We start from the raw sequence: 22954 nt of genomic DNA, 5'->3' as shown, positions 1-22954 counted from the left end.
CCTCAGCCCAGCAGCCGGATCCCGGCCAGCACCAATGCGGCCAGGCAGGCCCATCCCGACAGCGCGATCCGCAGCGCGCGGTTGCGCGGCACGAAACCGGTGCCGCGCACGAAGCCGGCACTCATCGCCCACATCGCAAGCATCGTCGCGAGGTGGTCGGCGCGACCATCTGCGCCGGTCAGCACATGCGGATAGATGGTGATGCCGAGCGTCAGCGCGATCGCGGTCAGCAGCGGGAGCCAGGCGAGGCCGGGTCCGGCCGGTGCCGCGTCCCGCTCGCCGGGCTCACCGATGCCAAGGGGCTCATTCATGGCGGCCATTGTTGCGGGCCTCCTCGTTTTCGCCCCACATCGCGTTGAGGATTGCCAGCAATACCGCGAAGCCGACGCCAAGTACCCAGGTGAAATACCACATGATTTTCTATTCCTTTTCCGGTTCAGTAGGCCGAATGGCTGTTCTCGCGCACGTAGGCGGCGGTGACCTTGCCCGACATCACCCTGTAGGCCCAGCTGGTGTAGGTGATGATGATCGGCATGAAGATCAGCGTGGCGAAGAACATGATCGACAGGGTGAGGTGACTCGAGACGCTGTCCCACACGGTGAGGCTGGAGCGCGGGTCGCTCGACGAGGGCATCACGAAGGGGAACATCGATGCCCCCGCGGTGCCGATGACGCCGACGATCGTCAGCGACGAGGCGACGAAGGCGGATAACGTGCGTCCCTTGAGGGCGAGCAGCAGGGCAGCAATGGTGCCGAGGTAGGCGAGTACCGGCAGTGCCATCGTGGCGGGCATGGTCTGGTAGTTGTGCATCCAGGCACCGGCTTCGCGTGCCACTTCCTTGGCCAGTGGATCGGGCAGGGCGGACGGATCGATCGTCGACGTGATCACGTAGCCCGGGATCCATTGCAGCCACACCCCGGCCGCCGAAAAGCCCGCCAGCAGCAACACGCCGAAGATGAGTGCCGCGTTTCTGCTGCGGCGCTGGATGTCACCCTCGGTACGGTGCATCAGGTAGATCGCACCGTGGAAGGTGATCATCGCGGTGCTGACCACGCCGGTGAGCAGGGCGAACGGGTTGAGCAGCCCCCAGAACGAACCGGTGTAGTACGACACCAGGTTGTTGTCGAAATTGAACGGGACGCCCTGCAGCAGGTTGCCGAAGGCCACGCCGAAGATCAGCGGCGGCACCGCGCCGCCCACGAACAGGCCCCAGTCCCAGGTCTTGCGCCAGGTCGGGCTGTGCAGCTTGCTGCGGTAATCGAATCCCACCGGGCGGAAGAACAGCGCCCACAGCACCGCGAGCATGGCCCAGTAGAAACCGCTGAAGGCGGTGGCATACACCAGCGGCCAGGCCGCGAAAATTGCCCCGCCGCCGGTGATGAACCACACCTGGTTGCCGTCCCAGTGGGGGCCGACGGTGTTGATGACGACGCGGCGTTCCACGTCGTCGCGGCCGACGAAGGGCAGCAGCGTGCCCACGCCCATGTCGTGGCCGTCCATGATGGCGAAACCGACGAGCAGCACGCCCACCAGCAGCCACCAGATGACTTTGAGGGTCGGGTAATCGATGATCATTCGAGCGGCTCCTGATTAAGCGTGTGCGACTTCATTGAGGTAGCGGCCGGTGCCGAGGCTGCCCGGGCCCTGCCGTGCGAACTTCACCATCAGGTACATCTCGACGATGAGCAGCACCGTGTAGAAGCCGACGAAACCGGCCAGCGAGCCATACAGCGAGGACACCGACAGGGTGGATACCGACATGTGGGTGGGCAGCACGCCGTAGATGGTCCAGGGCTGGCGGCCGTATTCGGCCACGAACCAGCCCATCTCGCAGGCGATCCACGGCATTGGCAGCGACCACAGCGCCCAGCGCAGCAGCCACGGCTTTTCCGCGAAGCTGCCCTTGACCGAGTACCACAGAGCGAGGCCAAAGAGCGCCGCCATGGCGAAGCCGAGTGCCACCATCAGGCGGAAGCCCCAGAACAGCGGCGTCACCCGCGGGATGGTGTCGGCCGCGGCGCGATCGATGAGTTCCGGCGTGACCTGGTCCATCGAGGTGACGTACTTGCGCAGCAGCAGGCCGAAACCGAGGTCGGCCTGATAGGTGAGCAGGCGCTCGCGTGCTGCGGCGTCCTGCGGGTTGCTGCGTACTTGGTCGAGCGCCTTGACCGCCTCGATGCCGGAGACCACGCGCGTGCGGTTGTGGGCGATGATCTCCTTGATACCCGGCAGTTCCTTGTCCAGCGAGCGGGTGCCGATCAGGCCGAGCAGCCAGGGAATCTCGATCTCCCAGTCGTTCTTCATTTCCTTCTCGTTGATGCCGGCGATGAGCTTGAGGCCGGCCGGGGCGGGTTCGGTCTCCCACATGGCCTCCATCGCCGCCATCTTGGTCTGCTGTGCCTCGCCGACGGTGTAGCCGGATTCGTCGCCGAGCACGATCACCGACAGCGCCGAGGCGAGGCCGAAGGCCGCGGCGATGCGGAAGCTGCGCTTGGCGAACTCCACGTCGCGCTTCCGCAGCAGATACCAGGCGGAGATCGAGAGCACGAACATGGCGCCGGTGACATAGCCCGCGGACACCGTGTGAACGAACTTGGCCTGGGCGTCGGGGTTGAACAGTACCGCCCAGAAATCGACCATCTCCATGCGCATGGTGGTGGCATTGAACTCGGCACCGACCGGATTCTGCATCCAGCCGTTGGCGATCAGGATCCACAGCGCCGACAGGTTGGTGCCGATCGCCATCAGGGTGGTCACCAGCAGGTGCTGGCGGCGCGAGAGGCGGTCCCAGCCGAAGAAAAACAGGCCGATGAAGGTCGATTCGAGGAAGAAAGCCATCAGGCCCTCGATCGCCAGCGGTGCGCCGAAAATGTCGCCGACGTAGTGCGAGTAGTACGCCCAGTTGGTGCCGAACTGGAATTCGAGCGTGATGCCGGTGGTAACGCCGAGCGCGAAGTTGATGCCGAAGAGCTTGCCCCAGAAGCGGGTCATGTCCTTGTAGATCGGCTTGCCGGTCATGACATAGACCGCTTCCATGATTACCAGCATCCAGGTCATGCCGATCGTGAGCGGCACGAAAAGGAAGTGGTACATGGCCGTTGCGGCGAACTGCAGCCGCGACAGGTCCACCAGTTGTTCAGTCACCATTGGGGCCTCCATGGGGTTGGGATGGTTGGTGTTTGCTTGTTTCGACAAGGGGACGCGCCGTCATCGCGCTGCCTTCCGGCGGCACCACGACCTCGACACGGAAGTCGCGGATGAAGAACCACCAGATGGCGGTGAGAATGGCGAGCTTGATTGCGACGATCACTGTCAGTTCGTGCGCGAGCGAGCGCTTGGTCATGGGTTCTCTCCCCGGGTCTTGCCCGAATGCTTATCAAGTCCCGTGCCAACCCGTAGAGCGTTCGCACGTGACTGATTGAGAAGGAATTTTTTCGGCGGTCGAGAATTGCCGATTGACGGCTGACGGACGCCTGGAGGATATTGGCAGTCGTTTCTGACAAATGTGACAGTCATGGCAGCGTCGATCCGCCCCCTTCCCGAGCTCGTATCCTTTCTGGAATCCCTGTCGGAGCCGCACATTCTATGCGATCGTCACTACCGGATCGTCGCTGCAAATGCGGCATATCGACGCAGCTGCGGAGCCGGGCGCAGCGTGATCGGACGCACCTGCTACGAGGTGTCGCATCACTACAGCGTTCCCTGTGATCGGGCCGGCGAGAGTTGCCCGCTCGCCCAGAGTCTTGATTCCGGCCAGCGCGAGCGGGTCCTGCATCTGCATCACACGCCGCGAGGCGAGGAATACGTCAACATCGAACTCTCCCCGCTGCGCGACAGCGCGGGCGAGATCGTGTTCTTCGTCGAGAAGATGGAACCGTTGCCGGTTGCCCGTGGGCTGGACGGAAGGCATGGGCTGATCGGCCGTGCGCCGCGCTTCCAGCAGATGCTCGGTCTCGTGGCGCGGGTGGCACCGTCCGACGCCACGGTACTGCTGCAGGGGGAGTCCGGTACCGGCAAGGAATTGGTGGCGAATGCGATTCACCAGGCCAGCAAGCGTGCCGAGCGACCGTTCATCGCGGTGGATTGCTCGGGTCTTCCCGAAACCCTCTTCGAGAGCGAGCTGTTCGGCCACGAACGCGGTGCCTTTACCGGTGCGACGACGCGCAAGATCGGCCTCATCGAGGCCGCCAGCGGCGGTACGCTGTTTCTCGACGAGGTCGGTGACATCCCGCTCGGCATGCAGGTCAAACTCCTGCGCCTGCTCGAGACCGGGACGTATCGCCGGGTGGGCTCGACCGAGCTTCGCACCGCGGATATCCGCGTGGTTTCGGCTACCCACCGTTCGCTGCGTGCCATGGTGGCCGAGGGGAGCTTCCGGCAGGATCTCTATTACCGGCTGAATACCTTCCCGATCGAGATTCCACCTCTGCGGGAGCGGGAAGAGGACATCCCCCTGCTTGCGGCAGGGCTGCTCGAACGGATCAAGACACCGCGTCCGATGCACCTGAGCGAGGCTGCAGTGGCCCGCCTGCGCAGCTACCCGTTTCCGGGCAATGTACGCGAGCTGCGCAACATCCTCGAGCGAGCGAGCCTGATGTGCGATGGCGACGAGATCGGCACTGAACATCTCGCCGGCGATGTCGCGTCTCCGCCGTCGCCGCCGGGCGCGACTGCCGGGGGTGAAGTGGCGCAAGACCTCGCCGGCCTCGAGCGGCAGGCGCTCCAGAAGGCTCTGGCGGCGCATTCCGGTAGCCGCAAGGCCTTGGCAAGGCAGCTCGGAATTTCGGAGCGAACGCTCTACAGAAAGCTCAGGGAGCACGAAATCGGTTCCGGTTCGTGAAGGGGGATGATACGCCCTGCTGTCAATTTTGACGTTTCTGGTAGCTCGAGGCTGTCAATAATGGCCTTTCTGTCGGTCGCATGCGTATAGGTTGCGCTGACAGAAATCTATTTTTTAAAGTAAAAACAAATACTTGTGAAATATGTCAGTGTTGGCACGGGACTTGTATTGGCGGTGGGAGGCAAGTCTGTGGACAGGCACGGCACGTGGTCCGGCCATTGGCGGTATCTCCCGCCGGACCTTCCGTCTCCCCGGCGTTCGTAAGTGTCCGCGGACTTGCCGCCCCCAATAGAACTGAACGGAGCGCAGCGAGATGGATGATTCACTGGAAACGCGGCGTCGGCTGCTGGTCGCGACATCGGCTGCGGGCGGTGCTCTTGCCGTAGCAAGCGCAGTGCCCTTCGTCGCCAGTCTCACCCCTTCGGAACGGGCGAGGGCCTCGGGTGCGCCGGTGGAAGTGGAAATCGGCAACCTTGCCCCCGGTGAGATGATGACCGTCGAGTGGCGCGGCAAGCCGGTGTGGATACTGCACCGCACGCAGGCAATGCTTGCGGGACTGGAGACGATCGAGGATGAACTCCTCGATCCGGATTCGACACGGCCGATGCAGCCTGCCTACGCACAGGGTCGATCGCGCTCGATCAAGCCCGAATATCTGGTCGCGGTCGGCATCTGTACGCATCTTGGTTGTTCGCCGAGCGGAAAATTCACGAGCGGTCCGGCGAGTGGCCTCGGCGAGCGTTGGTCAGGCGGCTTTCTGTGCCCATGCCACGGTTCGACCTTCGATCTCGCGGGGCGGGTGTACAAGAACAAGCCCGCTCCGGACAACCTGGAGATCCCGCCCCACAAGTATCTCGCCGATACGCGATTGCTGATCGGGGACGACACTCCGACTGGTTGAACTCCGGATTGCCTGTTATGGGGTGGCGGGCTATGCTCGAGCCGAATCCTGTTTTTGGCCCGGTAATCCATGAGACTGACGGTCTACACCGACTACACCCTGCGCGTCCTCATGTACCTGAGCCTGCGGCACGATAGCGGGACGCTGTCGACGATCGAGGAGATCGCCGATGCGTACGACATATCACGTCATCACCTGATGAAGATCGTGCATCAGATGGGTAACGCGGGGCTGCTGGAGACGGTCAGGGGGCGTAGCGGTGGTGTGCGCCTCGCGCGCGATCCCGAGGCGATCTCGATCGGCATGGTGGTGCGCATTGCCGAAGGTGATTTCTCGCTGGTGGAATGCTTCGAGAGCGGCAAGGAGACGCGCTGCGCGATTTCGCCCGCCTGCAACCTTACCCGCGGGCTGCGGCGTGCGCTCGATGCCTTCATGCTTGAGCTTGATCGCATGACGCTGCGTGATGCGGTTGCCGCGCCTAGCGTCGCCGCTTCGCTGCTCGGCATCGATCAGGCCGGGCGGAAGGTCATTCCGCTGGTGCCCGTGCCCGGGAAGGCCCGCGGTCGCGCGGGTTGAATACCCGCCCTTGCGGAGTGACGAGGCAGGTGACGGCAAATGCACCGATCAGGATGGCGAGGGCGACCAATCCCCTTCCGGTAATCAACTGCTCGTCCAGCAGATAGCTCACGCACAATCTTTGCTGCGCCTCCTGGTAAAGCAGGCCCGCGGTGGCAAGCATCCACCCGGTGTTGCCCAGGAAGAAAGCCGAGACAACCGGTCCCGCCCGTTTCCAGCTCGAGCGGAACAGCAGCCCGCAAAGCGTCCATGAGGCGTACTTCGAGGCCTGTACTGAAGCGTCGAGAAGACTCAGATCGAGCATCGAGGGGATCATCCACAGCGCGCCGACACAGCTTGCGAGTGCCAGTCCGAGCAGGCCGTGTGCGTCGGCAACCGCGGGCAGGCCGGCCGGCAAGCGGTGGTGCGTCAGCCAGCCGCCCGCAAGCCCGCCCGCGATGAACAGCAACGGGAACTCGACCAGCATGTGGGTCAGCATGCTTGCTTCCAGGATGTGTCGCAGGGGCGGGATCAGGAGCAGCAGCGGCAGCGCCATCGCGGCCCGCGCGATCCTGCCGTGCCGCGGGGGCGTCACGGGTGGCCCCCTTTGCTCATGGCGAGTGCCTGATCGAGTGCCCGAGGCCATTGATCCAGGTCGTGAATGGCTCTGACCGTCCCTTGGGCGTCGATGAGATGGATGGCCCCGTTATGCGTAAATCCGCCGAGGCCGTCAGGAATCGCCACGATGCCGAGAGTCCGCAGCAGATCTTCCTGAGCGGCCGCGCTCTGCGGTATCCCGAGCAGCCACAGTGCGGGGTTCTGCCGATGATCCGATGCGTAATGTGCCAACGCGGCAGGCGTGTCGTGCGGACGATCGAATGCGATCGAGACGAGGCGTACCGGGCTGTGTGCGCCGAACCGTTTGTCGAGCAGGGCCTGCATGCGCGTGTATTCGGCACCGAGTGCAGCGCAGACGGTCGGGCAGCGGGTATAGACGAAATCCACGATGTAGATCTCGCCGGGTGGCCCCGGCCAGGGCGTCGGCGTGGTGCCCTGCGGTCCCGCGAGCAGTATGGATGGCGCCTTGATCCGGCCGGCCGCGGCGTCGTCGCGACGCAATGACTCGAAGGTCCACAGGCGGTAGCCCCGGGTAAGTCCGTCGGCAAGGGCGAGGAAGGCGACCAAGAGCGCGAGGCACGCGAGGCTGGTGGCGACCAGTGAGCGATTGTCTGGCGGGATGAATCCGGTGGCGCCGCCGCGGGCTAGCATTGGTCGACGAGGATGCCGCCAGCTCCATCCTTGCGGAATCGCACCGAGCTGCCAAAAAAACCGAGGAACAGGCTGCGTCCGATCATCTCGGCTGTGTCGCGCAAGCGCTGGCGGTCCGCAGGCTGGAAGCCGTTCTCGGTGTGTTCGTACCAGAGCGTCATCCAGCGTTCGAAATGCGCAGGCTGGACGCCTTCCAGCCGCATGTGCGTACCGTAGACGTTGCCCGAAAAACTGCGTGCGTCGAGCATCAGCGTCGCCCAGAAATCGACCATCCTTGCCAGATGGGCGTGCCAGTCGGGACCGATTGCCGAATCGAAGACGGGGGTCAGCAGCGGGTCCCGGCGCACGTCCGCGTAGAAGGAATGCACCAGGCGATGCAGGTTGTCCCGGCTCAGCGGGTCTGGGGCCAAGCTTGTACTCATGCTGTTCTCAGGGAAGTGCTTTCAATTCATCACCACCGGAGAATGGTCCGGTGCGGCCCGCGTGTTGTGTCCGGACTTCGGCGACGGTTGCGGCGCTGAGCGGCGCCGCGGCGTTGCCCCACTGACTGCGCACATAGGTGAGCACCGCGGCGATCTCGGCGTCTCCGAGCGAAGCGGCGAAGGCCGGCATGGCGCCCTGATAGGACTGGCCCTTGACAGTGATCGGGCCATTGATCCCGTGGAGCAGGATGGCGGCGGCGGTGGTCGGCTTTCCGAGCACCCACTCGGACCCCGCGAGCGGTGGAAAAACGCCCGGCAGGCCCTGGCCGGTCGCCTGATGACAGGCTGCGCAGGTCGAAGCGAAGATCGCGGCACCGTCGGCCTTGGCGCCGTCCGCCGGTTTGTTGCCGGCCAGTTCCGAGTGGCTTCGACCATCGCCCCATGAGGCGGGCGTGTCGAGCTTCGCGTGGGAGATGTAGTCGACGCCAAATGCGGCAAGGATGATCGCCAGCGCAAGCACCAGCCAGGGGATTGGGGTAGTGCGTTCCTGCGGGTCGGGATTTTCCCTGCGCTGCTGGGGCAGTATCTCGGGAGAACTCATTGGCATGCGGTCCGGGTCAATTGGTTGTGGTGGGGTCGATCGCCGGATAGCTGCGATCCAGTGATTTCAGGTAACTCACGAGATCGAGCGCCTCGGGTCGTGCCACTACCGTTTTTCCCTCGGGTACGAAGCCCGGTGGAAGCGTGACGACCGTTTCGCCTGGCTCGGCCTTGTCACGCAGCTCGAACAGGAAGGGATAGGCCGGCATGATGCTGCCGGGAACATAGGCCCGGGGCTGGAACAGGTGGCCGAGATGCCATTGCTCACCGGGCTGGCGGACGCCGATGTTCATGAGATCGGGTCCGGTACGCATGGTCCCGAGCAGCGGCGGATCGTCGTACGCATAATCTCCCGCTACGGTGGCCCGACCCCATCCGCGCTTCGCGTCGGGCGCAAAATCACGTGCACGCGGTTGCTGGGAGTGACAATACATGCAGCCATGCTGAATGTATTGTGTGCGGCCCCTCAGTGCAGACGCGGTATAAGGTTTCAATCCCGGAGCCGGAGGGGTATCCCGGACGGTGAGGTAGGGCAGCACCACCAGGGCGGCGGTGGCCACCGCGAGCGTGGTGAGTCCGCCAAGTACAAGACGTGTTTCGCTATGCATCAGATGTCTCCCGTCGCCGCATTCAAGGCTGGCGAGGGTTGCACCGCGCGGCCGGATGCGCCGGCCAGCAAGCCGATGAAATGAACTGCAAAGATCACGTGTCCCAGCACCATCAGGGCGCCACCGACGCTCCGGCCCCGGAGATAGGGCAGGGTGGCATGGACCGATTCCATGAAGCCGCGACTCGGGTCGAGCATCGCAGTGCCCTGCAGCCATCCACCGATCGTCAGGGATACGAAGTAGATCGCGATCCCTGTCGCGGCCAGCCAGAAATGCACGGTGACGAGCTTCGGCCACGGCCATTCGCGTCCGGTAATGCGCGGCACGACGAAGTAGATCGCGCCGAAGAACACCATGCTGACGAAGCCGTAAAGGCCGAGGTGGGCATGGGCCACGGTGTAGTGGGTGAAATGGGTGACCGCATTCATGCTGCGCAGCGCCTCGAACGACCCCTGCACCGAGCTGGCGGTGTACATCAGGCCGCCGAGGCAGATGAATTGCAGCGTCGGCGAGCCACGCAGCGCCGAAAGATGGCCCTTGAGGGTGAGGTGCTGATTCACCGTGAAGGCCGCGACCGGAAGGATCATCATCATGCTCTGCACGATCGACAGCGTGACCAGCCAGCCCGGCACCGGTCCGCCGATCAGGTGATGCCCGCCGACCTGGCCATAGAAGAAGGCCAGCCCCCAGAAACCCAGCAGCGAGAGGTTGTAGGACTGGATAGGCCTGCCGATCAGCTTGGGCAGAAAGTAGTAGATCGAGGCCAGTGCCAGTGGCGTATAGAAGAGCCCGAGCACGTTGTGACCGAACCACCAGTTCATGGTCGCCGCTTCCACGCCGTGGTGAAGCCCCGGAAAGTTGGCGACGAAGAACAGGATCGGAAACCAGAACAGTGCGCAGCCCATGTACCAGACCGACACATACAGATGGGCGACGGTGCGCCGGAGCAGGGTCAGGATCAGCGGCAAGCCCACCAGCGCACCGCCGGCGACAAAGAGAATGTCGATCTGCCAGGGAATCTCCAGCCACTCCATGCCGTCGCTGACCCCGTAGGCGAGACTGCCGAGTCCCGCCACCAGTGCCGCATTCCAGAGTGCGCCGCCGAGCAGGGCGTAGCGGGCGCCGGCGAGTTCCGTCTTGAGCAGCCGTGGGATGATGAAAAGCGCGGTTCCGAGGCCGGCCATCGGCGCCCAGCCATAGGCGACCGCGTTCAGGTGGAGCGTGCGGATACGTCCGAAGCTCAGCCAGGCTTCGCTTGTGAGCCAGTCCGGTGAGTGGAGCTTTATCGAAGCGGTCAGGCCCGCCGCAGATGCAACCAGCAGCCAGACGAACGCGCAGCAATAGAAAAAGAAGACGACCTGGGCGCTCGAGGCGTCGGCCCGCACGCGGGCGAGCAGTTCAGCCTCGTCAGGCCGCGGGCTCACGGCCTGAGGGGTAGTTCGGTCGATTGCTTTTTCGGGATGGCCGATTTCACCTTTCGCAAAGATGATTTCGCTTGCTTCGGGGCCCGAGTCGGTCAGGCGGGCGCGCTGTGACCATATGAAGAAACCAAGGCCGACGATCGAAAGGACGAAGGCCGACATCAGGATCGAGAGGGTACTCATGTGCTCATCTACCGGGGTTGGAGAAGGATTCGTGCTGACGATCTGCCTTCCTTTAGGCAGGGATTGAACGCCTGCCGGAAGGTCTAAAAGATATATAAACAATACATCTTAAAATAGATGCGTGCAAGATGAATGTATTCGCAGCGCAGGCAAACCGGAACGTGGGGTTTGGCGATCGACCAACGCCCATGCGCTGGCCGTCGCCGTGGAGCAACGGGGAGAGATCCCTTGGATCGACGCACTGCCTTGCAGTTTGAACACGGACATGTCCGACCTGCGGTCGATGGCGCCGGACCGGGAATTCTTCTTGAAGGGGTGTCCGCCGCCGCGCCTCGCGAGAGCGCTGGCCGCTCAGGGCGGACCTGCGGTGGAGCAGGCTCAGGGGCGGATCGTCGAGCTGCGGTCGAGATCCGTCAAAGGTCGTACCCCCGGCATCCGCAGGCCGTGCCAGGCGGACCGGGCTTGTCAGGCCGGTTCGGGGGCGTCGCTGGCGAGGTAATCGGCGAGCGCGGCGATCGTCTCGTTCCGGTCGGCGTCGTCGCTGAACTGGTCAGCTTCGAGTACCGACCATTCCGGATGGGCGCGGGCCCGCTCGATCTGCTCGGGCAGGGCCGATTCGCGCCAGCGGCGGATCTCCGGCTGCCCCAGTTCGATTGGTGCCTGGGCGGCATGGCCGCGTCCTTCCAGCGCGGCCAGCAGCAGTTGCTGACGTGCGCCGAGGGTTCGCAGCACGGTGTCGTCGGCGGTCAGTTCGCGTGAGCCGGTGAGCTTTCCAATCAGCCGGCCGCCAAAGTTTTCCAGTGTCTGCCAGGCGCCTCCGACGAGTGCGCCAATCGCGGTCGCAGCACCCAGCGAGAGCCCGCCGGTGAGCAGGTCGATGCCGAAACCGGCGGCGGCGCCAGCTGCCGCGCCCTTGCCGAGCCTGACACCAAACTGGGAGAGCGCCTCGCTGCTGAAAATGTCGTGTTCCCAGCGACCGTCGAGCAACGGCAGCTCGCTGGCGCGCACGTCATCGGCGGCGAAACGATAGAGCCGCAGCAGCGCGTCGAGCGCCATCTGCTCGCGGTGGCGGATCGCGTCGTGGGTGAGGGCAAGTGCCTCCGCCAAAGCCTGCTCTGGCTCGGCCGGAACCTGCTGGCGGAAGGCCGCCACGTCGACCAGCATCTCGGCGGCGATGCGCGCGGCGGCGGCCCGGCGGCGCTCCGACTCGCGGGCGCGGGCCGCGATGAGCCGCTCGAGGCGCGGGCGCTGGTGATCCATCAGGGTGATGAGTTTTTCGTACAGCCGCGCTTCGCCATCGAGTTCCGGGGCCACGGTGTCGAAGCTCACGATCGCATGCAGCCCCAGCCGCGCCAGCGCCTCGCGCCACTGGGCCTCGCGCGATTCGGGCTGTTTCACGAAGTTGAGGACGGGCAGCAGTGGCTTGGCGCAGCTGGCCAGCAGGGTGAGTTCGTCGCGATGCTTGGCCAGCACAGGGTCGCGCGCGTCGACCACGTAGAGGCCGGCGTCGCTGGCCAGCAGCTGGCGCAGCACCTTGGCCTCCTGCTCGTAGCGAGTCGCCGCCGAGGGGCTGGCGAGGAAGCGTTCGATGCGTTTGGGGCCGTCGATGCGTTCGGCCGGGGGCGCCAGGCTGTCCACGTATTCGAGCAGCGCGATCGCGTCTTCCATACCGGGCGTGTCGAACAGCGCCACCATGGCTTCACCGTCGGCCAGCAGCTTGGCGCCTTCGACATGGCGGGTGGTGCTGGGCCGGCCCGAGACCTCGCCGAAGGCAGTATCGCGCAGCAAGGTGCGCATCAGCGAGGTCTTGCCGGTGTTGGTGTGGCCGACCACGGCCAAGCGCAGCAGCTCAGTCATCCGGGGACTCCAGCCAGGCCAGCGCCGCGCTGCGGTCGTCAAAGCGCAGCCCGGCCGGCAAATCGATGGTGGCGAGGGATTCGTGCCACAGCGCGAGCCGCTCGACGCCGCGGCCTGCGATCAGCCATACCGCGCAGTGTGCGGCATAGCGGGACAGCTCGCTGATCAGCGCCAGCGTGCCACGGTCGGGTGACTGTGAGGCGTCGCAGGCAATCAGCAGGCGCTCGGCCGGCGTAGCGGAGAGGGTCTCGAGCAGACGGTTGCGCTCCGCGCGGCTGGCGACGATGCCGGCGTCGCGGGCCTTCGACAGGGCGGGTGGCCAGTCGATCTCGTCGGGCAGTTCCAGGCCGATCAGTACCGCGCCGAGCGAGTCGCTGCCGAGGGCGGGTTGCAGGTGGAAACTGGGCAGCTGCTCCGGCGAAGCATCCTGGACACCGAGCGTCTCGACGCTGGGCATCAGGCGTTCGCGCAGGGTGGCGTAACCCGGCATGGAAAGATCGAGGCGCAGCTGCTCGCGGCGCCGCCAGAACCACAGGCTGACGCCCGTGAGCAGCAGCCGCGGGGCGATGCCGTAGATCAGCAGGCAGCCGATCAGCCAGGCAGACCAGGCGCGGCGCGAAGCTTCGTCGGCCAGCGCGTTGCCGCCGCTGGCCGCGATGGTGGCCGCATCGGGGATGACGAATCCGACGGCTGCCGGCAGGCGCCCGAGCAGGTCCACCATGGCGACAAAGGTGTCGGCCGACAGGATGGTGGTTTCCCACACGAAACCGTAGCGGCGCGTGGCGAGCAGCGCCAGCAGGCCCGCGAGTGCGGCGAGCAGCGCGAGCAGCCACAGCCCGTGGCTGATCAGGCCGAGCCACCAGCGCATCAGGCCGCTGCGCGAGAGCATGCCGGCCAGCGACTGCGGCAGCAGCGCGGCCTTGGGGTCGCGGAACAGTCGCGCGGTGAGCCACAGCCAGAACCGTCCAAGCGCGGTGCCGTCCGGTGTGTTGACCAGGAAACTCGACAGCCACAGCAAGAGGCTGAGCAGGTGGATGCCGAGCAGCCCGCCGATGGCCCACACCACGTTGACCGGCCGGCTGCCGTCGCCCAGCACCGACGCAGCGGTGCCTGCGCCGCCGAGGATCACGAGCAGCGCGAGGATGAAGAGGGTCCACCGCGCATGGCCCTGCCAGCGATGCAGGGCTTCGGTGAGCTTGGCGCGTTCGGCAAGCAGGCTCGCCCGTTCGAGAATACGGGCTTCCAGCTGAGGCGCAGCGCGGCGGGCCTGGCGCACCGCGTCGGCATCATCGATCGGGCCGCTGCGTTCTTCCTGCAGGCGGATGGTCTCGGCCAGCCAGCGGCGTTCGAAGCCGCCCGACTCGCCGGAGCGGGAGGTGTCTGAGGCAAGAGTCATGCGTGTGCCGGGCCTCGCAGCGGAGCGCGACGCGTGCATCGATGCATTGCGGATGTCCGGCTGCGCGCCGTATCGCATCGAAGGCGTGGAAATCCCGGGGGGCTGAGGTGTCTTTTCATTGCAGGCGCTTGTGGACGCGCGTTGTCAGGGTCCACAAGCATACCTGCAGCCGGGCTGCTGCTTCAGGCGGCGGGGCCCTTGAGCACCTGGCGGTCCTGGTCGAGCACCGTCACTGCAATCGGGATGCCGTCCTGGAGGCTCTGCGAAACCGTGCAGAAGGCCTCGAACTGGCCGAGGATGCGATCGAGATGCTCGAGCTCGCTGCCCTTGCGGCCGAGGGTGATGGCGACGTCGATGTTCTGGATGCGAAGGCGCTTTTCGGCGTTGCGATCGACGGTGCAGGTGGCGCTCGCGGTGAGGGTGCCCGGGTCCTGCTTGAACTTGGTCAGCGCGAACAACAGGCTTGCGGTCAGGCAGTTTGCCGCGGCTGCGGCGAGCACCTGGCTGGGTGCCGGCCCTTCGCCGCCGCCGAGCGGTGGCGGTTCATCGGCGATCATCGTGCTCATGCCTTCGCCGAAATCCACCTCGAATCGATATTTCTCCTGCTGGCGAATCGTGACCGTGACTTGTTCGCTCATTCCAGTGCTCCCTGGTGCGTGTGAAAACGGAATATTAGCGTGGGCTGCTGATTTGGGTATTGGAAGGCGCTTCAGCCCGCGGTCAGCTGGGCATACAGCATCGGCAGGCGCGAGGGCAGCTCTTCGGGCTTGCGGATCACCGTGTAGCCGGCCGGGCCGAACAGGTGCGGCAGGTAGCCCGCGCCTTCCTTGTCGATGGTCACGCAGAAGGGCCGCAGGCCCATGTTGCGCGCCTCGATGAGCGCCATTCGGGTGTCCTCGATGCCGTAGCGACCTTCGTAGTGATCGAGGTCGTTGGGTTTGCCGTCGGAGAGAATCAGCAACAGCCGCAGCGCGCTGGGCTGCCGTGCGAGCAGGGTGCTGGCGTGGCGGATCGCGGCGCCCATGCGGGTGTAGTAGCCGGGCTTGAGCGCGGCGATGCGCCCGCGCGGTACTGGGCCGTATCTTTCGGCGAAGTCCTTGATGCGATGAAAGCGGATGTGGTCGCGCCGCCGCGACGAAAAGCCGTACAGCCCGAAGCGGTCGCCGGTGGCGCCGAGCGCTTCGGAGAAGAGCATCAGGCTGTCCTTGATCACGTCGATCACGCGTGCCTCGTTGCCCACCCAGGCGTCGGTCGACAGCGAGAGATCCGCCAGCACCAGGCAGGCCAGATCGCGTTCACGCCGCTCGCACGAGAGGTAGCTGCCCGTAGCGCCGCTGGTGTTGCCGGCCTGGCGGTCCGACCAGGCCCGCACGCAGGCGTCCATGTCGAGTTCCGCGCCGTCCGGCTGGTTCTTGAGCCAGCGTCGTGATGGCGCCAGCGATTCGAACTGGCTGCGCAGGCGCCTGGCCGGGCGCACCAGTCGTGGCGGCAGCGGACAGGGCGAGGCATCGCGCGGCTCGAGCAGGACGAGGCTGCACTGATCCTTGCGCAGCAGCTTCTTCTTCCAGTCCCACTCGGGCAGCAGGATGCCCTCGGCGAGCGGCAGATCGTCGTGCGCCGCGGAGGGCAGGTCGAGGTCGAAGCGGACTTTCGAGGCGGTGTTGGTGCCGTCGTTTGCCACCGAGAGCGTGTCCATGTCGGTGGCAGCCTTGGCCGCATCGTCGCTTTCATCGTCGTCGAGCGCGCGATTCACCTTCACGTATTCGGCGAAGGACATCAGGCTTTCCGCGCGGAAGGGGAGGATGAAGGCGTCGCGTCCGTCGGGCATGTCGTTGCGCTCGGCGCGACGGCGCTTCTGGGTGGCATCCTCGCTGTTGCTGCCGCCCTCGGCCGGCTGCGGATCGGGGAGGCGCTTGTCGCGACGCAGGTCGAGCGCCTGCGGGGTCGGATAGAGCCACAGCACCACCGGCTGTGGCGGTTTGCGGGCAGAGGGAAGGGCGTCGACCGAGCCCGGCTCGAGGATCGCGGCGCGGATCGCGCGTTCGGCGGCGGCCTCTTCGGAGGGCAGGCGTTCGGGGGCGATGCGGCTGGCGACACAGGCCTCTGCGATGCGGCGATAGCGTGGCTGGAAGCCGGGGTAGCGCGCCAGCGTGGCGAGCGTCGCGGCCTGATTGGCGACGATCCAGTTTTCCTCCGCGGGTGGGAGCCCGGCTGCCTGCGCGATCAGCCACAGGTAGAGGTCGCGATTGTGGCCTGCATCGGGGAAGAACGCGATCTCCGGGGGGAGGCGCAGCGTTTCGTCGTCCAGCGAAGCCTGGGCGACGCGATCGTCCGCATGTGCCAGACGCGCCAGCCAGCGGCGGCGCCCGCCGTGCTCGACCTCGGCCGCGGCCGCCACGCGCAGGCCCGGATCGCCGCCCAGCGCGCGGAACAGTACCCCCGCGGTACGCTCGATGTCTTCGAGCCTGACGGCGGCGGCAGGATGGCTGCGGCTTGCTGCCCGGGTGATGAAGCGGTGCCACAGCCCGCCGACGAATTCTTCCATTTTCCGGCTCCCTTGCTACATCCACCAGCCGCCATGGCTGCCGGCGACCGCGCCGGCCACGGTGAGCAGGCTGGCTGCCAGCAGGATGCGATGCATCCGTTCGATCAGTGCGAAGGTGGCTTCCGGCGCCGCTGCCGCGCGCTGCCGAAACCAGCGGTGCAGCACCAGCGGCTCGAGCACGAACAGCATCAGGGTGAAGATCAGCCAGATTGCGACCATGGCGTGCATCCACCACCACTGGGCGGGGTCGAGGAACCTGCCCCAGGCTCCGAGCCGGTGCGTGAGCCATAGCCCCGAGGCGCCGGCCAGCAGCGTCGCCCAACGGGCCTGGCTGCCGAAGCGGTACTCGAGCGATTCGAACAGGGTGATGCGCGCCTCGGCAGCCGCGAGGCCGCGACAGGCCGGCAGCAGGGTCAGCGTGACGAAGGCGACCCCGCCGATCCACCAGACGATCGCCAGAACATGTACCGCGCGGGCAAGTGCGAAGTCGTTCATTGCCCGCCCCTGAGCGGCTTGCGGGCCTGCAGCACCGCTTCGTTGTGGCGCGCGGCCTCGCCGCTCACCCACTGCAGCAGCGGCCCGTCGGGGTTGTCGCGCTGGGTGGTTTCGCAGGCGGAGATGCACTGCGCACACTGGGTGCAGGTGAACATCATGCGTTTCACGTTGCGCGGTTTAAGGCGCATCGGGCAGGCGTGATCGCAGGCGGAATGGCAGCTCGCGCAGTCTGCGGCGCGGTCACGCTCGAAGCCCACCACCATGGCCGCCTTGTTGCCCATCCAGGCGAGGCTCTGGAAGAAACCCACCGCACAGGCATAGCGGCAGAACAGGTGACGGGCGAAGAGGAATTCGATCGACAGCACGACCGTGCCGGCGGTGATGAAGACGAACTGGTTGCGGGTGAGCGTGGCGCTGACGAGATTGCCGTAGATCTCGAAGGGCGGCAGCAGGTAGGTGAGCAGCACCACCGCCCAGACGAAGGCAAAGCCGATCGCAAGCGGCACGGTGATCAGCCACCAGCGCGTGTCGTAGCGGATTGGCGTGCCGTCCGGCTCGCGTGGCGGCAGCTGACGGGTGTCCCACAGGCTGGGCTTGCCGATGGCTCGGCGCATCAGCCGGTTGATGGTCTCGACCACCGAGAAGTGCGGACACAGCCAGCCGCAGTAGAGCCGGCCCCATTTCCACGACACCCAGATCAGGGCTGCACCGGCCCCGATGATCGGCGCGAACAACCGCAGCCCGATGTTGAGCCACAGATCGCCCAAGCCGATCCGGCCGGCAGAATAGTCGTCGAGGCCGATGTGCCATTCCATGCCGAGGAACCAGGCGTGCTCGGCGACCAGGTCGTAACGCAGCAGATTGAACACCGGGGCGAGCACGAACAGCACGAAAAACCCGGTCTGCGCGTAGAAACGCAGGCGCTTGCGTCGCTGCCCGGGCGATCGCGCGCCGTCGGCGGCGACGATCGGGATGATCCTGTGTCCGGCGCTAGTCATCGATGCGGCGCCCGATGAGCGGATAGCGGTAGGTCTGGGCGGACAGCGCGCGGGCGAGCCCGATGGCGCCGAAGCAGATCAGCGTCGCGTGGCAGGTGACGAAGTAAAGGATCACCACCACCCAGGTATAGGGCGCGTCGTAGCCGCCGAGCAGGATGATGGCGAGGTTGGCGCCCACCAGCAGGACCCCGGCCCAGATGCTGCCCGCGACCGTTTGGGCCAGGTGGGCCCGGGCGAGTGCGGGGGCGGTGCGACGGTGCTTGAACCACAGCGCGAGCAACGCCGCAAAGGCAAGCCCGGGGGCGATCATGAGGTTGATCAGGTACAGCGACTCGGCGGCCACAGCGAGGCCGAAACCGGGCGCGGATTCGGGTTTGTCGATTGGGTCGGGGTGTTTGGCGATCATCTTCTCACTCTCCCGGCGAGCCTATCAGTTGCAGGCCACCACAAACTTGATGGGAAACAAGTCAGTCCCGCCGGGTGTTGCAACATGTAAGCGCCGTCTGACAAACCTTTCGGAAGCGGCCGATCCTTTCACCTCTGCCACGCCGCTACAGTGAAGCCATGCATTCGCTGGCCGGCAGCACGGCAACGACAGGCGCCAGCGGGTTTCGTCCAATCGTTCAGAAGGAGAAAAGCACATGAACCGAGACATCATTGAGGGCAACTGGAAGCAACTGAAGGGCAAGGCAAAGGTGCAATGGGGCAAGCTCACCGACGACGATCTCGACGTTATCGACGGGCGTCGCGAGGTGCTGGCCGGCAAGATCCAAGAGCGCTACGGGTTGAGCGTCGAGGAAGCCAGAAAACAGCTCGAGGCTTGGGAGAAGGGTAATCGCAACTGATCGGAGTCCGGCGGCCGGCGATGCGGTCGGCCGCCGGAGAGGAGAGCGTCATGCTTCACTATGCAGTGGTTTTCTTCGTCATCGCGCTGATAGCCGCGGTGTTCGGATTCGGTGGCCTCGCTGCCGGCGCGGCCGGTATTGCCAAGGTCCTTTTCTTCGTGTTCCTGCTCATGGCGGTGGTGAGCTTTGTCGTCAACGTGTTCCGCGGCCGTGGCTGACCGTGCGATCGGTGGCGCGCCAGGGGTGAGGCATGGTCGAGTGCTTCGACGCCCTGGCATCGACTTGGTAGGATGCAGCCTTGGCATGCTTCGGAGTGGTTCATGATCAAAGTCGCCATTGTCGATGACCATCAGATCGTGCGGGCCGGTTTTCGCGAGTTGCTTGGCGAAGAAGTGGACATTCGCATCGCCTTCGAGGCCGCCAGCGGCGAAGAGGCGCTGCAGAACCTGCGTACGGAAGCGTGCGACGTGTTGCTGCTCGATCTCTCGCTGCCGGGGCAAAGCGGTGTCGACGTCCTGCGCGCCGCGCGCCAGCGTTATCCGGAACTCGGCGTCCTCGTGCTGAGCGGCTTTCCGGAAGAGCGTTATGCGCTGGCGATGATCCGGAATGGCGCCAACGGATATCTGTGCAAGGACTGCGAACGGAACGAGCTGCTCAAGGCCGTTCGTACGGTCGCCCAGGGCCGACGCTATCTTTCCGGCCGGACGGCCGAGTTGATGGCCGACGAATTGACCGGAGCGGGTAGCGCACCCTTGCACGAGAGTCTTTCGGAGCGCGAATTGCAGGTTTTCCTGCGACTCGCCAAGGGTGAATCCGTTTCCGATATCGCATCGATCCTGTCACTCAGCGTGAAGACCGTCAGTACCTACCGGTCGCGGCTGCTGGAAAAGCTCGCCGTCTCGAGCAATGCCGAACTCGCCGCCTACGCGCTTCGGCATGGATTGATCGTTGATGAGGTGGGACCGACGTGACGCGGCAAGGCTCCGGAGCGAATCTCAAGGTACTGCTCGTCGAGGATTCGGCGCTGCTGCGCGAACTGCTCGAAGAGATGTTCGACGAACTTGATGGCGTCGAGTTGGTAGGCGTCGTCGACGGCGAGACGAAAGCCCTCCAGACACTCGCACGCGAGACGCCGGATCTCGCGATCGTCGATCTTGAGCTGAGTGAAGGCAGCGGACTGGGCATTCTGCGCGAGCTCAGCGAATCCCCCGATCGTTACGGTCAGCCACGTGCCGTGGTGTTCTCGAGCTATGCCCGGGAGTCTCTGAGGCGGCGCTGCGAAGCTTATGGTGCGGAAGCCTTCTTCGACAAGGCCAACGGTATGGATGACCTGATCGATTTCGTCCAGTCGGCAGCGCAGCCGGATTAGTCGATCTCCGGTGAGTCGCCGCCGAGCGGTATCCGCGCGCGAATCAGCGTTCCCTTTCCCGGTGCCGTTTCGAGGTCGAATCTGCCCGCGAAACTCTGCACCCGATGCTTCATTCCCGCCAGGCCGTGTCGCGATACCGTCGGCAACTTGTCGTTGGCGAAGCCGCTGCCGTCGTCGCGTACCTCGAGGCAGGCTGTGTCCGGTTCGAGCTTCAGGCTCAACCGTACCGTCTTTGCGCTGGCATATTTCCTGATGTTGGTAAGCGACTCCTGGGCGATCCTGTACAAGGCCAGGGAACGGTCGGCCGGCAAGGCCGGCGAGTTCTCGTCCGGGAGATCGGCGTGGATGACGAACTCGCCGCCCATCTCGTAATCCTCGACGAGGGCCTTGAGTGCGGCGACCAGCCCGAGGTCCTTGAGAAGCGGCGGTCGAAGACCGTCGATGATGCGCCTCTTGAGGGCAATCCCTTCGCTCAATGTGCGCTGCAGGCGGGCAATGCGCTCGTCGAGCGGCGCACGTACCTCGGCGGGCAACTTGCGCGCGATCCATCCCGCGTCGAGCTTGGCGGCGGTGAGCAGGGAGCCGAGTTCGTCGTGAAGTTCGCGTGCGAGACGGGCCTGCTCCGCTTCGCGCGCATTGGTGAGGTAGCTGGCCAGGCTGCTCAGCTCGGAAGTGCGTGCCCGCACTTCCCGGTCGAGGCGTTTGTTCTCGCCGGCCATCAGGTCCGCGATACGGTCACGCAATTCGTGCTGGCGCTGCAGCACTGCGAACAGCAGAATCAGCAAGACCAGTGAGCCGCTTGCGAGCAGAATCCCGGCAAGACGGGTATGACGGAAATTCTCGAGCGACTGATCGATGTTGTGGTCGCCGTACGAGATGAGACTGGCGCGCAATTCGGTTGTCAGGGCGCGAATGTCGTCCATCAGCAACTTGCCTTCGAGCTCCCCCTCGATCTGCTGGCCCATTGTCTTTGCCGCGACGGCGAGCCCCATTACCTCCCGTTTGCGGTCCACCAGACTCACCAGCCTGAGCAGGCGGGATTGCTCCTCCGGCAGCGGGGAGAGCTCGGCCCGCAGGAGCCTCAGGGTCTCCGGAAGCCGCGCCGTGGCGGACTCGTAGGGCTCCAGGTAGAGCGGCTCGCCGCTCAGCAGGTACCCGCGCACGCCTGTTTCAGCGTCCACGAGCTGGATCTGGAGCTGATCGAGGCGATCGATGCGCGTCGCCTGATGGCGCAATGCGCTGATTGCCGCCAAGCCCAGCGAGGACTGCATGTAGCTCGTCGCGAGCAGGGTGATCGAGAAGACGCAGCCGCAGGCAAGCAGCAGATGCGGCCATGCCTGGGTTATCCGGTTGGCCGTTCGGGCGGGTGCGGGCGGTTCCGGCAGGGGCATCGCGTGATCTCCGGCTATGGGCAGGTGTGCCGCATTGTTGCAGGATTCGTCCGACATTACTTTCCTCCGAATCCGACATCGCGGGCCAGCCCGTCTGCATAGACTGGAAACACCTCGTTGCAACACAGGACGTATGAATGGCCTGGCGAGAGGTCGGCAGGCCCGGTCAACAGGAGAAAATCATGAAAGCGACCATTGCAATGCTTGTAGCCGCAGCCTTCCTGATCGGGGGGTGCAACACCATCGCTGGTGCGGGCAAGGATATCGAAGCCGGCGGGGAGAAGGTGCAGGATGCCGCGAAAGACGTGAAGGAGAAGATGTAATCAAAGCTCGCCCCGGGGTACTGCCGCCAGGCGTCTATTGGCACCAGGGGCGCCAATGTCTGGCCGGTCGCGGCTCGCCCGCGGCGTCTTCGAGCGGGAAAGCCGGCTTTCGTCGGGTTACCCGCGATTCAACGGCCGAAGGTGGCGCTGACGACCTCCATCAGCGCTTCGGCGACCTCCGGATCGTCGGTCAGGCTCTCGACCATCGAAGAGCGACACGCCTCGATCGGCGACAGTCCCACCTTTACCAGCTTTGCCGCGTAGACGAGCAAGCGGGTCGATACGACCTCCTCGAGGTCGACATCCTTCAGCGCCCGAAGGCTGTGAGCGATGGAGACCAGTTGCCGGGCAAGCATTGGATCGCATCCGGTCTCTCCGACCAGAATGGCTTCTTCGCGCTCGCCCGCGGGAAAATCGAAGCGCAGCGAGATGAAGCGCTGGCGCGTCGATGGCTTAAGACCTTTCAGGAAGTTCTGGTAACCCGGGTTGTAGCTCATCACCAGCATGAAGCCGTCCGGCGCTTCGAGCTGCTCGCCGGTGCGGTCGATCGGCAGTACTCGGCGATCGTCCGCCAGCGGATGGATGACCACCGTGGTGTCCTTGCGCGCTTCGACCACTTCGTCCAGATAACAGATGCCGCCTTCGCGCACTGCGCGTGTCAGGGGGCCATCGCACCATATCGTCTGGCCGTCGCCGATCAGGTGACGACCGACCAGGTCGGCCGCGGTGAGATCGTCGTGGCAGGCCACGGTGAACAGCGGCAGGCCAAGGCGTGCCGCCATGTGGGCGACGAAGCGGGTCTTGCCGACGCCGGTCGGACCCTTGATGAGCAATGGAAGCCGGTTTCGCCATGCATGCTCGAAGAGTTCGATTTCATTGCCGGAGGCCTGGTAGAAGGGGAGGGCGGCGGGTGAGGTCACGCGGGTATCCATTTC

Annotated in this window: 28 protein-coding genes; 8 read left to right on the top strand and 20 right to left on the bottom strand. The window is 65.1% G+C overall.

What is annotated here, in order from left to right; translation table 11 throughout:
• Window positions 1-2: 2 nt before the first annotated feature.
• Genes GQB03_RS17780 through cydP form a run of 5 tightly spaced genes read right to left on the bottom strand, consistent with a single transcriptional unit; the run spans window position 3 to window position 3344 of the window.
• A complete protein-coding gene (locus GQB03_RS17780) occupies window positions 3-320 on the bottom strand; it encodes a cyd operon YbgE family protein (RefSeq protein ID WP_235027122.1) in 318 nt (105 codons plus the stop codon).
• The gene (cydX, locus tag GQB03_RS17775; RefSeq protein WP_159692250.1) at window positions 304-414 is read right to left on the bottom strand and encodes a cytochrome bd-I oxidase subunit CydX; all 111 of its coding nucleotides are present in this window, start codon (window positions 412-414) and stop codon (window positions 304-306) included. The genes GQB03_RS17780 and cydX overlap by 17 nt, the downstream gene beginning before the upstream one ends.
• Before the next feature lie 22 nt (window positions 415-436).
• Window positions 437-1576, bottom strand: a complete 1140-nt coding sequence (gene cydB / locus GQB03_RS17770; protein WP_159692248.1) for a cytochrome d ubiquinol oxidase subunit II — start codon at window positions 1574-1576, stop codon at window positions 437-439.
• Window positions 1577-1591: 15 nt separating this feature from the next.
• Window positions 1592-3148: a cytochrome ubiquinol oxidase subunit I gene (locus GQB03_RS17765; protein ID WP_159692246.1), complete on the bottom strand. Its 1557-nt coding sequence runs from the start codon at window positions 3146-3148 to the stop codon at window positions 1592-1594.
• A complete protein-coding gene (cydP, locus tag GQB03_RS17760; protein WP_159692244.1) occupies window positions 3138-3344 on the bottom strand; it encodes a cytochrome oxidase putative small subunit CydP in 207 nt (68 codons plus the stop codon). Before cydP ends, GQB03_RS17765 begins: the two co-directional genes overlap by 11 nt.
• A 171-nt stretch (window positions 3345-3515) precedes the next feature.
• Here cydP and GQB03_RS17755 point away from each other — a divergent pair, with 171 nt between their 5' ends.
• The 3 genes from GQB03_RS17755 (at window position 3516) to GQB03_RS17745 (ending at window position 6318) form a co-directional block, all read left to right on the top strand.
• The gene (locus tag GQB03_RS17755) at window positions 3516-4841 is read left to right on the top strand and encodes a sigma-54 interaction domain-containing protein (RefSeq protein WP_159692242.1); all 1326 of its coding nucleotides are present in this window, start codon (window positions 3516-3518) and stop codon (window positions 4839-4841) included.
• A gap of 313 nt (window positions 4842-5154) precedes the next feature.
• The gene (gene petA / locus GQB03_RS17750; protein ID WP_159692240.1) at window positions 5155-5742 is read left to right on the top strand and encodes a ubiquinol-cytochrome c reductase iron-sulfur subunit; all 588 of its coding nucleotides are present in this window, start codon (window positions 5155-5157) and stop codon (window positions 5740-5742) included.
• A gap of 69 nt (window positions 5743-5811) precedes the next feature.
• Window positions 5812-6318, top strand: a complete 507-nt coding sequence (locus tag GQB03_RS17745) for an RrF2 family transcriptional regulator (protein WP_159692238.1) — start codon at window positions 5812-5814, stop codon at window positions 6316-6318.
• On the opposite strand, the gene GQB03_RS17740 is transcribed toward GQB03_RS17745, so the two are convergent.
• The 13 genes from GQB03_RS17740 to GQB03_RS17680 form a co-directional block, all read right to left on the bottom strand.
• A complete protein-coding gene (locus GQB03_RS17740) occupies window positions 6269-6892 on the bottom strand; it encodes a hypothetical protein (protein WP_159692236.1) in 624 nt (207 codons plus the stop codon). The two genes, GQB03_RS17745 and GQB03_RS17740, sit on opposite strands and share 50 nt — an antisense overlap.
• Window positions 6889-7566, bottom strand: coding sequence for an SCO family protein (locus GQB03_RS17735; RefSeq protein ID WP_159692234.1), 678 nt, complete (start codon window positions 7564-7566; stop codon window positions 6889-6891). The genes GQB03_RS17740 and GQB03_RS17735 overlap by 4 nt, the downstream gene beginning before the upstream one ends.
• Entirely contained in the window at window positions 7560-7988 is a 429-nt protein-coding gene (locus GQB03_RS17730; protein WP_159692232.1) for a group III truncated hemoglobin, read from the bottom strand. Before GQB03_RS17730 ends, GQB03_RS17735 begins: the two co-directional genes overlap by 7 nt.
• Window positions 7989-7995: 7 nt before the next feature.
• Complete coding sequence (locus tag GQB03_RS17725; RefSeq protein WP_159692230.1) at window positions 7996-8589, bottom strand: c-type cytochrome; 594 nt, start codon at window positions 8587-8589, stop codon at window positions 7996-7998.
• Window positions 8590-8605: 16 nt separating this feature from the next.
• A complete protein-coding gene (locus tag GQB03_RS17720) occupies window positions 8606-9196 on the bottom strand; it encodes a cbb3-type cytochrome c oxidase subunit II (protein ID WP_159692228.1) in 591 nt (196 codons plus the stop codon).
• The gene (locus GQB03_RS17715; protein WP_235027121.1) at window positions 9196-10800 is read right to left on the bottom strand and encodes a cbb3-type cytochrome c oxidase subunit I; all 1605 of its coding nucleotides are present in this window, start codon (window positions 10798-10800) and stop codon (window positions 9196-9198) included. The genes GQB03_RS17720 and GQB03_RS17715 overlap by 1 nt, the downstream gene beginning before the upstream one ends.
• Window positions 10801-11265: 465 nt before the next feature.
• Complete coding sequence (locus GQB03_RS17710) at window positions 11266-12657, bottom strand: DUF3482 domain-containing protein (RefSeq protein ID WP_159692226.1); 1392 nt, start codon at window positions 12655-12657, stop codon at window positions 11266-11268.
• The gene (locus GQB03_RS17705; RefSeq protein WP_159692224.1) at window positions 12650-14053 is read right to left on the bottom strand and encodes a DUF2868 domain-containing protein; all 1404 of its coding nucleotides are present in this window, start codon (window positions 14051-14053) and stop codon (window positions 12650-12652) included. The genes GQB03_RS17710 and GQB03_RS17705 overlap by 8 nt, the downstream gene beginning before the upstream one ends.
• 182 nt (window positions 14054-14235) lie before the next feature.
• Window positions 14236-14691, bottom strand: a complete 456-nt coding sequence (locus GQB03_RS17700) for an OsmC family protein (RefSeq protein ID WP_159692222.1) — start codon at window positions 14689-14691, stop codon at window positions 14236-14238.
• 71 nt (window positions 14692-14762) lie between these two features.
• Window positions 14763-16598: a nitric oxide reductase activation protein NorD gene (locus GQB03_RS17695; protein ID WP_159692220.1), complete on the bottom strand. Its 1836-nt coding sequence runs from the start codon at window positions 16596-16598 to the stop codon at window positions 14763-14765.
• Between the two features lie 15 nt (window positions 16599-16613).
• Window positions 16614-17093, bottom strand: coding sequence for a hypothetical protein (locus GQB03_RS17690; RefSeq protein ID WP_159692218.1), 480 nt, complete (start codon window positions 17091-17093; stop codon window positions 16614-16616).
• Window positions 17090-18091 (bottom strand): 4Fe-4S binding protein, encoded by a 1002-nt coding sequence (locus GQB03_RS17685; RefSeq protein ID WP_159692216.1) that lies wholly within the window; start codon window positions 18089-18091, stop codon window positions 17090-17092. Before GQB03_RS17685 ends, GQB03_RS17690 begins: the two co-directional genes overlap by 4 nt.
• The gene (locus GQB03_RS17680; protein WP_159692214.1) at window positions 18084-18497 is read right to left on the bottom strand and encodes a hypothetical protein; all 414 of its coding nucleotides are present in this window, start codon (window positions 18495-18497) and stop codon (window positions 18084-18086) included. The genes GQB03_RS17685 and GQB03_RS17680 overlap by 8 nt, the downstream gene beginning before the upstream one ends.
• Window positions 18498-18732: 235 nt before the next feature.
• On the opposite strand from GQB03_RS17680, the gene GQB03_RS17675 reads away from it, so the two are divergent.
• The 4 genes from GQB03_RS17675 (at window position 18733) to GQB03_RS17660 (ending at window position 20305) form a co-directional block, all read left to right on the top strand.
• Window positions 18733-18936 carry a CsbD family protein gene (locus GQB03_RS17675; RefSeq protein ID WP_159692212.1) on the top strand — a complete coding sequence of 68 codons (204 nt, stop codon included), beginning with the start codon at window positions 18733-18735 and terminating at the stop codon, window positions 18934-18936.
• Window positions 18937-18986: 50 nt separating this feature from the next.
• Window positions 18987-19154, top strand: coding sequence for a DUF1328 domain-containing protein (locus tag GQB03_RS17670; RefSeq protein ID WP_159692210.1), 168 nt, complete (start codon window positions 18987-18989; stop codon window positions 19152-19154).
• Between the two features lie 102 nt (window positions 19155-19256).
• The gene (locus tag GQB03_RS17665; protein WP_159692208.1) at window positions 19257-19907 is read left to right on the top strand and encodes a response regulator; all 651 of its coding nucleotides are present in this window, start codon (window positions 19257-19259) and stop codon (window positions 19905-19907) included.
• Window positions 19904-20305 carry a response regulator gene (locus GQB03_RS17660; RefSeq protein ID WP_159692206.1) on the top strand — a complete coding sequence of 134 codons (402 nt, stop codon included), beginning with the start codon at window positions 19904-19906 and terminating at the stop codon, window positions 20303-20305. The genes GQB03_RS17665 and GQB03_RS17660 overlap by 4 nt, the downstream gene beginning before the upstream one ends.
• Here GQB03_RS17660 and GQB03_RS17655 read toward each other — a convergent pair.
• A complete protein-coding gene (locus tag GQB03_RS17655) occupies window positions 20302-21696 on the bottom strand; it encodes a CHASE3 domain-containing protein (RefSeq protein ID WP_235027120.1) in 1395 nt (464 codons plus the stop codon). The two genes, GQB03_RS17660 and GQB03_RS17655, sit on opposite strands and share 4 nt — an antisense overlap.
• A gap of 182 nt (window positions 21697-21878) precedes the next feature.
• Between GQB03_RS17655 and GQB03_RS17650 the strand changes: the two genes are divergently transcribed.
• Window positions 21879-22019 carry an entericidin A/B family lipoprotein gene (locus tag GQB03_RS17650; protein ID WP_159692202.1) on the top strand — a complete coding sequence of 47 codons (141 nt, stop codon included), beginning with the start codon at window positions 21879-21881 and terminating at the stop codon, window positions 22017-22019.
• A gap of 128 nt (window positions 22020-22147) precedes the next feature.
• On the opposite strand, the gene GQB03_RS17645 is transcribed toward GQB03_RS17650, so the two are convergent.
• Window positions 22148-22951 carry a CbbQ/NirQ/NorQ/GpvN family protein gene (locus GQB03_RS17645; protein WP_159692200.1) on the bottom strand — a complete coding sequence of 268 codons (804 nt, stop codon included), beginning with the start codon at window positions 22949-22951 and terminating at the stop codon, window positions 22148-22150.
• Between the last annotated feature and the right edge of the window lie 3 nt (window positions 22952-22954).

This window comes from Cognatazoarcus halotolerans, assembly GCF_009800965.1.
In the GTDB taxonomy this organism is placed as follows: Bacteria; Pseudomonadota; Gammaproteobacteria; order Burkholderiales; family Rhodocyclaceae; genus Cognatazoarcus; species Cognatazoarcus halotolerans.
Note: the sequence above shows the minus strand (reverse complement) of the source record. Positions and strands in the feature narration are given on the sequence as shown.